The organism is Gillisia hiemivivida (genome assembly GCF_007997295.1).
Taxonomy (GTDB): domain Bacteria; phylum Bacteroidota; class Bacteroidia; order Flavobacteriales; family Flavobacteriaceae; genus Gillisia; species Gillisia hiemivivida.
Genome location: NZ_VORY01000006.1, coordinates 127,522 through 140,930, shown reverse-complemented (window position 1 = coordinate 140,930; position 13,409 = coordinate 127,522). Strand labels below are relative to the sequence as shown.

Genomic DNA, 13,409 nt, shown 5'->3' with positions numbered 1-13,409 from the left:
TTATTTCTTCTTTTTTGCCGGTTGCACTAACTCTAATTCGCCTAGATCTACATTGGTTGTAAACATACCATAATTCACTATTGCTTTTCCTTTTTCAATTTTATCTATAGAACCAACCGCACGACCATCTTGCATTCGCACTCTGTCTCCAATATTTAAGGATACTTTCGGCTTATTCGCTTCTTTTTTCTGCTGAATGGCTTCTGTTTTCTTTTCTTCTTTTTTGCGTTCCCTAATAACTTCAACCGTTTTCTCGGCTTCTTGGAGCACTTTATTCTCCTTAATTTTTTTGACCTTTATTTCTTTAGGAGTTGCTTTTATGCGTTTCGAATTCTCGATCTCAACAATTTTCAAGAATTCACCAATAAGATCTTTCTTCTTTTTATTGCTGAAGTATTTCTCGCTTAGATCATTGATCTTCTGCCCTAGATATATCAAGCGCTGATTGCTATCATACAGTTCCTGATAGCTTTCCAATTTCTGCTGAATCTTAGAATTTGTTTCCTCTAGCTTCTCTTTTTGCTGGGCGGCTTTCAGCTCTTTACTTTTTAAGGAGTCGGTCGTTTTTTGAAGCTTGCTGCGTTCCCGTTGGAGATCTGCAATGCTCTTATCAAATCTAATTTTTCCACGTTCTACCTTCTTTTTTGAACGGTTTATCAAGCTATACGGAATCCCGTTTTTTTGAGCCACTTCAAAAGTAAAAGAACTTCCTGCTTCTCCAAGATGCAACTTGAATAGAGGTTCTAAAGTTCTGGAATCAAACATCATATTGGCGTTGCTCATATATGGCAATTCATTAGCCAACATCTTTAAATTGGTATAGTGAGTTGTTAAGATCCCAAAAGATTCCCGTTCATAGAATACTTCCAAAAAGGTTTCAGCTAAAGCACCACCTAATTCTGGATCACTTCCGGTTCCAAATTCATCTATAAGAAACAAGGTTTTTTCATCACATTTCTTTAGAAAATAATTCATGTTCTTTAAGCGATAACTGTAGGTGCTTAAATGATTTTCTATAGATTGATTATCTCCAATATCAGTTAGTATTTTATCGAAAAGACAAACCCTGCTATATTCATGAACCGGAATTAAAATTCCACTTTGTAGCATTATTTGCAACAAGCCAACCGTCTTGAGAGTAATACTTTTACCTCCGGCATTGGGACCAGAAATAACAATAATTCGTTCTTCTTTGGAAAGTTCAATGTTCTGAGGATAGGTCTTTTGTCCAGATTTAAGATTATTCCTGTAAAGCAAAGGGTGATAGGCATCTTTTATAAAAAGTTCCCGATCCTTTGTTATCTTTGGTAATAGGCCATTGATTAAACGTGCGTACTTCGCCTTAGCAGCGATTACGTCTATCTCGCTTAGAAGTTCCTGATATTCCTTTAATAGCTCAATATAGGGAACCAAGAATCCCGTAAGCTCTTTTAAGATCCTATCAATCTCTTCCTTTTCTTCATATTCAAGATTATTCAATTCTCTGGTATGATTTAAAGTGGCTTCGGGCTGAATGTAAACTATACTACCGGTTTTGGAGTTACCCAAAATTCCGCCTTTCACTTTCTTACGGTGCATAGCCGAAACTGCTAATACCCTAATATTATCTACAACGCTTTCTTTTATTTCATCTAAATAGCCATACCCGCTATATTTTGAAAGCGCATTGGTAAAACTCGAATTTATCTGGCCCTTTACCAAATTCATTGCTCTTCGGGTATTTAGCAGCAGGGGGGAAGCATTGTCTTTTACATCACCAAATCTATCTATTATCTCATCTATTCTCTCTATAAGTACCTTAGTGTATTCTACCTCTTCTGTAGTTTTATATAAGCTTGGGTAAAGTTCCTTGAATTTATTGAAGAATCGTAATTGGTCATTTACAGTTTGTGAAAGGCTGGAAATCTTCCTGAAACCTCCAATTTCTAAAACAGCATTTTCTATACCTAAGAGCTTGATTTCTTTGTGAACAGCATCAAAACCATGATTAGGAATTTTGCTATCCTGCATATAAGAACTCACATATTCATTGGTCTGCTGGAGACCAAAAATAGTGTCGTTGTAAGAAGAATATGGAACAATTTCTAAAGCCTTTTCTATTCCCATTTGAGTGGTACACAACTCACTTATTTGTTTTCTAACAGCGGGGAATTCCAGATCCTGAAGACTTTTCGATGCGATTTTTATCATAGTAATTTTTCCCTAATTTTGGGTTATACAAATTTACTTAAATTATAATGAAGCTCACTATCCATACCAGTTGGAAAAAGACACTAAATGATGAATTTGATAAACCTTATTTTCAAGGTTTGATAGATTTTGTTTCTGAAGAATATAAAAACAACAGCTGTTACCCAAAACAGGATCATATTTTTGAAGCATTCAACAAAACAACTTTAGATAATGTTAAGGTGGTTATAATAGGGCAGGACCCATATCATGGAGTTGGCCAGGCAAACGGATTGTGTTTTTCAGTAAATAATGGAATTGCCAATCCGCCATCATTAAAGAATATTTTTAAGGAGTTGGAATCTGATCTTGGGGAATCCTATAATATAGATAATGGTGATCTTGAAAAATGGGCGAATCAAGGAGTTTTATTACTGAATGCGGTATTAACTGTTAGGGGTGGCGATGCAGGATCTCATCAAAATAAAGGTTGGGAAACATTTACCGACGCAGTGATCAAAGTTCTATCTGAAGGAAAAGAAAATCTTGTTTTTTTGCTTTGGGGTGGTTATGCAAAAAAGAAAGGAAGAAAGATAGACACTTCAAAACATTTGGTTTTAACTAGTGGGCATCCTTCTCCATTAAGTGCAAACAGAGGATATTGGTTTGGGAACAAACATTTTACCCAAACCAATAAGTATCTAATTAAAAATGGAAAACCCCCAATACAATGGTAGTTTAGAATCTAAACCCGAGATTTACATTAAACTGGCCCACAACTACAGGGGAGTCATCGCTAAATAAATTTCTGCCAATACCAGTACTTAAATCCAAAAAGAATCCTTGTTTAGAAACAAACTTTCCACCTAAACCGAAGCCTAAAGCAAGATCGGTATAATCCTTTTCTTCACGATTCGAGTAGTAGATACCATCAACGAAGGCATCATTATACTCAGAATATTTTCCAGAAGATACCATTGCTAACCCATTTACGTAAAACCCCCAAGCAGTCCTATCTCCAAAGAAATATTTATACTTCCCAGTTAAAGAAACATCTTTATTAAAAGCATCACCAATATCTTCATTATCTCTATCTAGTGCAAGTATAAAACCTTCAATTGCCCAGCTAGAATTTTGGGTAATAATACGTTCATAGGCAATATCCAAAGCTCCAAAAGCTACCAGATTTAGCGTACCAATACTTAATTCATTTTTTACTATGTCGCGTTTGAATACTTCTTCTGAAGAATTGGTTTCTGTTGTAGTAGCTTTTTCTTGCGAGAAAGTTAAAAATGAAGCAAATAAAAACAGGGGGAGAATTAATTTATTTTTCATGTAGTTTTTAGAATTGAAATGATTTTTAAAAAGACTACAAATTATAAATTAATTTGGAAGCAGCGAGTTTTTCAGGAATTAAATTCAAACTTAATAAATGAGTTTGAACTTTTTCTATTTCTTCTGATGTCAGCGGAGACTCACTCCAAGAAGTAATATCTAACCACTCTTTAATATCTTCAAGCTTTTGATCGTATCTTCTAGCAAGCAAGGATTCAATTTCAGGAATCTCTTTAAAGCTGATCGTTTTTGTATTTATCACCTTCAGCATTTCTCTAACCGCATCCTTTTGATTTTCTAAAACATCTTCTCTAACTGCAATTACAAAACAAGGCCATGGAGTAGGGCATTCCCCAACACTTCTAAAGATTCCTTTATCTACTAAAGGTTTAGTAGTAAATCGTTCCCACATAAAATATTGAGCTTTATCTTCTGAAAGTGCTTTTACAGCTCCATTAATATCACCAACAATTTCAAAATCTAAAGATTTCGTATCCCATTGAAGCTTTTCAGCATTTATATATGCCATAAGATGAGAGCCTGAGCCCATTCTGGAAATTGCTGCTTTTGTATTTTTAAGATCCTCTACAGATTTATAAGGAGAATTAGCATCAACATGTATTCCCCAGATCAAAGGAGAATGCACATATGTTTGAACTATTTTAGAAGGATTCCCGGCAATGATATCTTTAATGATCCCTTCAGTTAAAATAATGGCTACATCTATTTGTTTATTTCTCAAAGCAGCATTCATTGCGCCAGTTCCCCCGGGGTAACTATGCCACTCAATATTTAAATGATCATATTCAAAATCTCCATCTTCTATAGCGAGATGCCAAGGAAGGTTGAAATGTTCTGGAACTCCACCAACTCTAAGTGTTCTCATTATATACTGTGTTTTTCTTTTAAATATTGATAGATCTCATACTGAGAACGAATAGCTTTTTCACCAGTTTTCTTTTCAACATACGCATTAGATTCTTCTTCATCCTGAATCCGCGCCTTTACATTGTCACTCAACTGTATTTTTAAAATATCTTTGAATTCCTGCGCAATATCTTCATCAAGAATAGGTGTTATCACCTCTATCCTTCTGTCTAGGTTTCTACTCATCCAGTCTGCACTTCCAAAAAAGATCTGCTCGTCCCCATCATTTTCAAAAAGATAGATTCTTCCATGTTCCAAAAACCGATCTATAATACTAGTGATATAAATATTTTCACTCATCCCTTTAACTCCAGGAATAAGACTTGTAAATCCACGAATAAGCAAGCGTATTTTTACTCCCGCATTACTTGCTTTATATAAAAGTTCTATCATTTCTTCATCTTCCAAACTATTCATTTTTGCAACTATAGAAGCCTTTTTCCCTTCCAGTGCAAATTGAATTTCATTCAAAACCAGCTTAGTAAAATTTCTACGGGTAGAGAATGGAGAAATAAATAAGTGTTTTTCTCTGGGAACGATCAATTTTCCATCTAACACCTTAAATATACGATCTAACTCTTTGGTTACTCTTCTATCTGCGGTAAAGATTGCGTGGTCACAGTAGATCTTAGAAGTTTTACTATTAAAATTTCCAGTTCCTATATAGGCATATCTTTTCGATTTTCCATTTTCACGTCGTTTTACCAACATGATTTTGGAATGTACTTTTATCTTTGGATAACTATAGATAACTTTAGCTCCTTTTTCTTCAAATTTTCTACCCCAAACTATATTGTTAGCTTCATCAAACCTAGCTTTGGCTTCTACGAATATGGTTACTTTGATGCCATTTTCTATAGCCTTAATAAGGCTGGAAGTCAACTGAGATTCATCTGCTACTCTATATAATGATATTTTGATTGCTTCTACATCTGGATCTGATGCGGCTTGCTCCAAAAATTTCTCTACATAATTAAAAGGCATAAATGGGAAATGCAAAGACTGATCTTTCTTGGCTATAAGCTCAAAATAATCCTCAGTATTCCCCAAAGCTTTATGCTTAAGGGGAGAAAGCTCCTCGAAATGTAAGCTTGGGTTATTGGATGGATCTGGGAATGAAAAGAAATCACTAAAATTATGATATCTTCCTCCTGGCATCATATCTATCTTTCCAAGATTCAGGAGTTTTCGCAATTTCTTATGGATATCCTTATCTATATCTGAATCATATAGTAAACGAGTAGCTTGTCCATCTGTACGTTGAGCCAAAGACTCATAAATTTTTTCAGCTAAAACTCCCTCAAATTCATCTTCAATGTAGAGTTCTGCATCTCGAGACATCTTAATTTCAAAGATCCCGGAAACAGATTCTTTTGAAAAAATTTCTGGAATCATATTTCGTATAACATCGTCCAGAAAAGTGATCGTATTGTTATTAAATTGTACAAAACGCCCACATTCTTCTGCAGGGATATTTACAATACCCAGTTTGTTCTCATTTTTAAAAGTAACAACAAAATACAGGACATTATTAGTAAGAAATATTTCAGATTCCTTAGTAAGGTCAACAATCTCAGGCTTTAAATATTCAGCAACCTTTTCTTCGTAATATTTTTTGGCATAAGTATGTTGAGTCTGATTGAAGTCTTCAGATTTGATAAGAAAAATTCCGTTTTCAGCAAGTTGTGGAATAATCTGTTCATGAAAGATCTCCCCAAATTTATTTTGCTGAAGTTTAACCTCTTCTAAAATTTGCTTTGTAAATTTATTAGGGCGCAACGCAAGTTTTTTACGAATGCTCTTTTCTACCCTTTTTATTTGGCGTAATTGTGATACCCGGACTCTAAAGTATTCATCTAAATTGGAAGAGAAGATGGCCAGAAACTTAAGCCTTTCATAAAGCGGATTTATGTCGTCTTCAGCTTCCTGTAATACACGTTCGTTGAAACTCAACCAGTTTAGGTCACGATGTCTTAAACGAGATTCTGTAGATGCTAGCATAGGGGATCTTTTTCAACAAAAATACAAAGACTCCAATGCTCTCTACTTTAATGTTCTGTTAAATAACTTACTGGATAGCAGCTATTCTATCCAATGCATCAACAATAAGCTTTTCTACTGTTCCTGTTGGATCTTTACTGAATTCTCCAGTTGCTCTATTAGCAACTATAGCATTTAAAGATACCGCTCTATGACCAAGCAGTTTAGATAAGCCATATATTCCTGCAGTTTCCATTTCTAGATTAGTAATTCTTCTATCTAAATGATTAAAACTAGCCATTCTTTCATTTAGATTTGGATTGCTTAATGGCAACCTCAAAACTCTTCCCTGTGGACCATAGAAACCACAGTTGGTGACTGTAATTCCTTTCAAATAATCCTTTTCAAAATAGGAGAGCAGGGTCTTATCTGCATTGATAACATAGGGAATTCCATTTTCTCTTGGTAGAATAAGGTGACCCAGTAAAGACTCAGAGAATTTAACATCCTGAATATCTTCGTTCTTGTAAAAATGAAGTAAAGAATCGAATCCTATAGCCGTTTCAGAAACTAGAAATGAATCGATTGGAATATCTGCCTGAATAGAACCAGAAGTTCCTATTCTAATTATATCAAGAGAGGTGAGATTATCTTTAACTTTTCGGGTTTTAAAATCTATGTTTACCAATGCATCTAATTCGTTAAAAACGATATCTATATTATCTGTTCCAATTCCTGTAGAGACCACACTAATACGTTTTCCTTTGTAAATTCCAGTTTGAGTATGAAATTCTCTTTTATGCACTTTATGTTCTAAAGTGTCAAAATACTTAGTAACATGGCTTACTCTATCTGGATCCCCCACCGTAATAACTGTTGAAGCTAATTGATTTGGCAACAAATTTAAGTGATAGATGCTGCCATCTTCATTTAAGATAAACTCTGAAGGTTTTAAAGTCATTCTATAATTTTAAAATATTATGTGATTCTGAATCGTATAGAAAATCATACATTTTAACTCCACCAAATGAATCGTTGTTTTTTAGGTCTTGATAAAAATTGCGAGAGCCAATCAATGCCTCTTCACCTTGTTTAGTTAAGATAATCCTGTCATTTTCAAGCGTGTAAAACTGTTTCAATTTATCCAGTAATCTTTGGATTTGCCTTTCCCCATACCCAAAATATCCCTGATATTGAATGGAATAGCCAAGTAACTGATTTGAACTAGAGATATTATTCTGTTTAATTAATCTAAGGATATTTGTTTCTATAGTGTTCAAACCTGTTGTAGAGCTGGGGAAACGTTCTATATGAGTCCTAATACAGCTAGAGAGGTATTCGAAATTAGATTTTTGCTTGATCATACCTTTTAATTTCAAAGGATTCTCTTCATTATAATACTGCCAGATCAAATTTGCCATTTCTAGATCATCTGGATCTAAATGTATCTTCTGGTCAAAGTGATTTTTTAAATGCTTCAGCGATAATTGAGAAAGTGGCTGAAATTCTTTCTCTCCCTTAAGTTTTTTACTACAAACTAGGTAAACAGGCACTTCCACCTTGTTTTCTAATAATCTACTAATTGCGGCGATCATATTAATATGAGAAAAAAGATCGAATTCGAACCAAAGAATTATTTCATCGGTATCTTTTATGGTATCTAATTTATGAAGTTCTTGTAAAAATTTCTCTTCGTATTCTTCAGGATTAATTTGATAATATCGCTTTAAAAAAGTGGTTCGAAGATTAATATACTCTGGAGTTCCTAACTCGTAGGTAGTAGGACCCTCACATAACATTTCTCTCCAATTAACAATATCTCCTTTAATACCCAGTTCCAAAATATTTTCTGCAAGGGAATTTCCATTAGTAATATGTAATTGTCTAGGCATATTCTGAAGTTAAAAAAACATTATTACTAATCATCCGCCAACTCGTTTCACGCTATAACCATCGTGTTTTAAAAACTCCATGACCTTGTTTCTAACATCTCCCTGAATAATGATTTCACCATCTTTCACAGATCCACCAACACCACACTTTTTCTTTAATGTTTTTCCAAGTGAATTAAGATCATCATCATTCCCTTCAAAACCTTTAATAACAGTCACTATTTTACCACCCCGACCTTTGTTGCTAAAATGTGCTTCTAAATGTTGATCTTTTGGCGCTGGGGTTTCAATCTGATCTGAATTATTTGCGTCTACATCAAAATCATTATCTGTAGAAAACACAAATCCGCCCAAATCATCTAATCCTAATTTCTTTTTAGACATCACTTATTCTTTAATAAGCCCTATCTCAACAAGACGCTGATGTAGAAATTCTCCAGCGGTAATATCTTCATATTGCTTAGGGTTGTTTTCATCTATACATTCTTCCAAACAATTTAAAGGCATTTCACCTCTTGGATGCAAGAAAAATGGAATAGAATATCTAGGATTGCTCCATTGCTCTTTGGGAGGATTAACCACTTTATGAATAGTAGATCTCAATTTATTATTGGTAAGTCTTTCTAACATATCCCCAACATTAATTACCAGCTCGTCTTCTTCTGGAATAGCATCAATCCATTCGCCATCTTTTCTTAAAACTTGAAGACCTCCAGTGGAAGCTCCCATTAAAAGGGTGATCAAATTGATATCTCCATGTGCTCCGGCACGTTCTGCACCTTTTGGTTCTTCTGTAATTGGAGGGTAGTGAATAGGTCTTAAGATACTATTCCCATTACTAGCCCAATGGTCAAAATAGTGCTCGTCTAAACCAATATAAATTGCTAATGCACGTAATACATAAATTCCGGTTTTTTCCAGCATTCTAAATGCTTCCATCCCGGTATGATTAAAATCTTTTAATTCTTCTACAATAACATTTGGAGGATAATCTTCTTTTAAATCAGCATCGGGTGACGGCTCTTGCCCAAAATGCCAGAACTCTTTAAGATCTCCTTCTTTTTTGCCCTTGGCATGTTCTTTACCAAAAGATATATAGCCTCTTTGTCCGCCTAAATCTTCAATTTCGTAACCTTTCTTAGTTTCTTCTGGAAGATCAAAGAAAGATTTTACTTCTTTATATAATTCATCTACTAGGTCATCACTTAGAAAATGATTTTTCAAGGAAACAAATCCAATCTCTTCATAGGCTTTACCTAATTCATCTATAAATTTTTGCTTACGCTTTGGATCCTCCGAGAGGAAATCTGCTAAATCTACACTTGGTATATTATTCATTGCCATTTTACGCTGTCTTTATCATAGTTTACAAACAAAGTTAAATAAAATTAACGGAGTATATATTTTTCTTTCCAATTATAAGGTACTCATAAAATTAATTACATTTGAATAACTAGATTTATTTTATGAAACCAGCAACCACAGAGTTTACACCTATAAATTTTCAAAATACCAATCTCCCAGATTCCACTTTATTGAAGTTATATAGGGGAATGCTTAAACCCAGACTTATAGAAGAAAAAATGCTTATTTTAATTAGGCAGGGTAAAGTATCAAAATGGTTTAGCGGGATTGGTCAAGAAGCGATTTCTATTGGGGTTACTATGGCAATGCAAGAAGATGAATATATCTTGCCAATGCATAGAAATTTAGGAGTTTTTACAGCAAGAGAGATTCCGCTTTTTAGACTGTTCTCGCAGTGGCAGGGAAAAGCGAATGGTTTTACAAAAGGTAGAGATAGAAGCTTTCATTTTGGAACTCAGGAATTTAAGATAGTGGGTATGATCTCTCACCTAGGACCTCAATTAGGGGTTGCAGATGGGATTGCCTTAGCACATAAACTTAAAAATGAAAATAAGTTAACGGCTGTTTTTACGGGAGAAGGAGGTACTAGTGAAGGAGATTTTCATGAAGCTCTAAATATTGCCTCTGTATGGGATCTACCGGTATTATTTTGTGTTGAAAATAATGGATATGGACTTTCTACTCCAAGTAGCGAGCAATACAGATGTAAAGACATAATAGATCGCGGGATTGGTTATGGGATGGAAGCACATCAAATAGATGGAAATAATATCTTAGAAGTTTTTACCAAGGTTTCAGAAATTGCTGAAAGTGTTCGTGAAAATCCAAGACCGGTATTGTTGGAGTTTATCACTTTTAGAATGAGAGGTCATGAGGAAGCTAGTGGCACCAAATATGTTCCAGACGAGTTAATGAACGAGTGGGCTGCTAAAGATCCAATCTCTAATTTTAAAGAGTTTCTTATTGAAAATAATATTCTTACAGAGGAGGTAAATAATGGATATATAAAGGAGATTAAAGCTGAAATTGATGAGAATTTACAACTTGCTTTTGATGAAGAAATAATTGTTTCTTCTGAAAGTGAAGAGTTAAATGATGTATATCAAAATTTTGAATATCAGAATTTTGAAGAAAACAAAGAAGTTAAAAACATCCGATTTATAGATGCGATTGCTGAGGGTTTAAAACAATCTATGCAGCAACATAAAGATCTTGTTTTGATGGGGCAAGATATTGCAGATTATGGAGGTGTTTTTAAAATTACTGAAAACAGCTTACATGACTTTGGTAAAGATAGAGTTAGGAATACTCCTATTTGTGAATCTGGAATAGTGGCAGCTGCCATGGGACTTTCTATTAAAGGAATTAAGTCTATGGTGGAAATGCAATTTGCAGATTTTGTGAGTTCAGGCTTTAATCCTATAGTAAATTATTTAGCAAAAGTTCATTATAGATGGAACCAACAGGCAGATGTTGTTATTAGAATGCCATGCGGCGCAGGAGTAGGAGCAGGACCCTTTCATAGCCAAACCAACGAGGCTTGGTTTACTAAAACTCCTGGTTTAAAGGTGGTTTATCCAGCATTTCCTAAAGATGCAAAAGGATTATTAAATACTGCTTTTAACGATCCCAACCCTGTGTTATTCTTCGAGCATAAAGCGCTTTATAGAAGTATTCGTCAAGAAGTACCTACAAATTACTATACTATTCCATTTGGGAAAGCCGCTTTCCTACAGGAAGGAAATGAGGTAAGCATAGTTACTTATGGAGCCGCAGTACATTGGGCGATGGAAGCCTTATTGGATTTTCCAGATCTTAGTGTGGATCTTATAGATCTTAGAACCTTGCAGCCAATGGATATAGAAACTGTTTTTAATTCTGTTAAGAAAACAGGAAGAGTGCTTATTATAAATGAGGATTCTATCTTCGGAAGTATTGCCTCAGATATCGCAGCACAGATAGCAGAAGGATGTTTTGAATATTTAGATGCCCCAATAATGCGATTAGGAAGTATGGAAACACCTATTCCTTTTACACAAAACCTAGAGAATCAATATCTTCCGAAAAATCGTATTAATGAAAAATTAAAAGAATTAATAGCGTATTAGCAAAATATTAGCTTTAGGAGTCCATATTTAAGATTCCTTAACAATTTACTTGTTAAATTATTAATAATCTTTTGTTAGATGCTTACCCGAAGAGTAATTTAGCGCTAACTAATCATTAAACTTCTAATATGGTACGACTTATTGTTATTTTCCTGATCATTGCTATAGTTGCAGCAATTTTCGGTTTTGGAGGAATCGCAGAAGGATCTGCAGACATTGCAAAAATTATCTTTTATATTTTTATTGTATTGCTTGTTATTTCTTTAATAAGCCGATTAATCAAAAGATAATTTAAGTACAACATAGAAATCCAATCAGGTAAAATAAATTTATCCGGTTGGATTTTTTCTAATCTTAAAATTCAAAAAAGACCCTTATGAAAAAATTAATTTTTATATTAACTACAGCGCTTTTAATAGCTTCCTGTGGGCCAAGTAAAGTAGCCACAGAGGCTCGTAAAACCTTTAAAGGTGACTGGATGCTGAACGCTGTTACGTATCCTAATTCCCAAGGAACTTTCGATGTAACTTTATTTAATGATGCTTCTGCAGCATGTTTCAAAGGAGGTAACTGGAGTTTTGTTTCTAACAATAATACAGGAACCTACACCACAACTGGCGCGGACTGTACTGCTGGAGAACGTTATTTCGTTTGGTCTATAGATGATCAAAATTCAACTATGAACAGCTTTGACTTTTTGTTAAAGCCCACAGATAGCAAATGGAATTCTACTACAGGGAATCAAGGTTTCAGGATCAATTTGGTTTCTTTAACTGAAACTACCATGATTTGGGAACAAACTGTAACATTGGAAGGATCTCCATTTGTTATAAGAATGAATTTTACTAAACTTTAAAATATAAATTATGAAAATTGGAATAAATAAATTTTTAGCTTTAGCCTTTTCTGCAGCATTATTATTTGGTTGTGAGGCTACTAAAAATGCGAATAATAAACAAAAAGGTGCCGTAATTGGTGCAGGTAGTGGAGCCGTAATTGGTGGTGTTGTTGGAAACAATGTAGGAAAAGGGAACACCGCTCTTGGAGCCATCATTGGTGGAGTTGTTGGTGGCGCCGCAGGTGGATACATTGGAAACAGAATGGATAAACAAGCTAAGCAAATAGAGCAAGAAATTCCAGGAGCTGAAGTAGAAAGAGTAGGTGAAGGAATTAACGTAACTTTTGATGAGAATAGTGGAATCTATTTTGATACTGAAAAGTATAATATTAATGAAAAATCAAGAGACGCACTTCACAAGCTGGTTGGAATCTTTAAGGAATATCCAGATACCGAAATTTTAGTTGAAGGACATACAGATAGTGCTGGTAGTGATAGTTACAACTTAACTTTATCTAAGAATAGAGCTCAGGCCGTAACTAACTTTTTAGTAAGTGATGGTATTTCTAAAGGGAGATTTGATACTAAATGGTATGGGGAATCTCAACCTAAGTATGACAATTCAACTGCTGAAGGTAGAGCCAAAAACAGAAGAGTAGAGATTGCTATCGTTGCCAATGAGCAAATGAAGAAAGAAGCAGAAGAGGCTACTGACGAGAACTAAGACAACTCACAAATTCATACTAAATCCCGGCTAATCCCCGGGATTTTTTTATTTCATTTTACTATCTTCAA

13 protein-coding genes are annotated in these 13,409 nt (G+C 34.5%); 5 read left to right on the top strand and 8 right to left on the bottom strand.

What is annotated here, in order from left to right:
- Positions 1 to 2,190 carry an endonuclease MutS2 gene (locus ES724_RS07755; RefSeq protein ID WP_146931805.1) on the bottom strand — a complete coding sequence of 730 codons (2,190 nt, stop codon included), beginning with the start codon at positions 2,188 to 2,190 and terminating at the stop codon, positions 1 to 3.
- 47 nt (positions 2,191 to 2,237) lie between these two features.
- Between ES724_RS07755 and ES724_RS07750 the strand changes: the two genes are divergently transcribed.
- The gene (locus ES724_RS07750) at positions 2,238 to 2,906 is read left to right on the top strand and encodes a uracil-DNA glycosylase (RefSeq protein ID WP_146931802.1); all 669 of its coding nucleotides are present in this window, start codon (positions 2,238 to 2,240) and stop codon (positions 2,904 to 2,906) included.
- Between the two features lies 1 nt (position 2,907).
- Here the strand turns inward: ES724_RS07750 and ES724_RS07745 are convergent, their stop codons facing one another.
- The 7 genes from ES724_RS07745 to ES724_RS07715 form a co-directional block, all read right to left on the bottom strand.
- Positions 2,908 to 3,504 carry a porin family protein gene (locus tag ES724_RS07745; RefSeq protein WP_146931798.1) on the bottom strand — a complete coding sequence of 199 codons (597 nt, stop codon included), beginning with the start codon at positions 3,502 to 3,504 and terminating at the stop codon, positions 2,908 to 2,910.
- A gap of 34 nt (positions 3,505 to 3,538) precedes the next feature.
- On the bottom strand, positions 3,539 to 4,390 hold the full coding sequence (locus ES724_RS07740) for a substrate-binding domain-containing protein (protein WP_146931795.1): 852 nt from the start codon (positions 4,388 to 4,390) through the stop codon (positions 3,539 to 3,541).
- Positions 4,390 to 6,432 carry a polyphosphate kinase 1 gene (ppk1, locus tag ES724_RS07735; protein ID WP_146931792.1) on the bottom strand — a complete coding sequence of 681 codons (2,043 nt, stop codon included), beginning with the start codon at positions 6,430 to 6,432 and terminating at the stop codon, positions 4,390 to 4,392. The genes ES724_RS07740 and ppk1 overlap by 1 nt, the downstream gene beginning before the upstream one ends.
- Before the next feature lie 67 nt (positions 6,433 to 6,499).
- Positions 6,500 to 7,372, bottom strand: coding sequence for a nucleoside phosphorylase (locus tag ES724_RS07730; protein WP_146931790.1), 873 nt, complete (start codon positions 7,370 to 7,372; stop codon positions 6,500 to 6,502).
- A 1-nt stretch (position 7,373) separates the two neighbouring features.
- On the bottom strand, positions 7,374 to 8,303 hold the full coding sequence (locus tag ES724_RS07725; RefSeq protein WP_146931787.1) for a DUF1835 domain-containing protein: 930 nt from the start codon (positions 8,301 to 8,303) through the stop codon (positions 7,374 to 7,376).
- A gap of 30 nt (positions 8,304 to 8,333) precedes the next feature.
- Complete coding sequence (locus ES724_RS07720) at positions 8,334 to 8,687, bottom strand: translation initiation factor (protein WP_170249865.1); 354 nt, start codon at positions 8,685 to 8,687, stop codon at positions 8,334 to 8,336.
- Positions 8,688 to 8,690: 3 nt separating this feature from the next.
- Entirely contained in the window at positions 8,691 to 9,641 is a 951-nt protein-coding gene (locus tag ES724_RS07715) for an isopenicillin N synthase family dioxygenase (protein ID WP_146931782.1), read from the bottom strand.
- A 128-nt stretch (positions 9,642 to 9,769) separates the two neighbouring features.
- Here ES724_RS07715 and ES724_RS07710 point away from each other — a divergent pair, with 128 nt between their 5' ends.
- From ES724_RS07710 to ES724_RS07695, 4 genes are all read left to right on the top strand, one after another.
- Positions 9,770 to 11,776 carry an alpha-ketoacid dehydrogenase subunit alpha/beta gene (locus tag ES724_RS07710; protein WP_146931779.1) on the top strand — a complete coding sequence of 669 codons (2,007 nt, stop codon included), beginning with the start codon at positions 9,770 to 9,772 and terminating at the stop codon, positions 11,774 to 11,776.
- Positions 11,777 to 11,904: 128 nt separating this feature from the next.
- Entirely contained in the window at positions 11,905 to 12,066 is a 162-nt protein-coding gene (locus tag ES724_RS07705) for a DUF1328 domain-containing protein (RefSeq protein WP_146931776.1), read from the top strand.
- Between the two features lie 86 nt (positions 12,067 to 12,152).
- Complete coding sequence (locus ES724_RS07700; protein WP_146931774.1) at positions 12,153 to 12,632, top strand: lipocalin family protein; 480 nt, start codon at positions 12,153 to 12,155, stop codon at positions 12,630 to 12,632.
- A gap of 10 nt (positions 12,633 to 12,642) precedes the next feature.
- Complete coding sequence (locus ES724_RS07695; RefSeq protein WP_146931771.1) at positions 12,643 to 13,338, top strand: OmpA family protein; 696 nt, start codon at positions 12,643 to 12,645, stop codon at positions 13,336 to 13,338.
- Positions 13,339 to 13,409 lie beyond the last annotated feature (71 nt).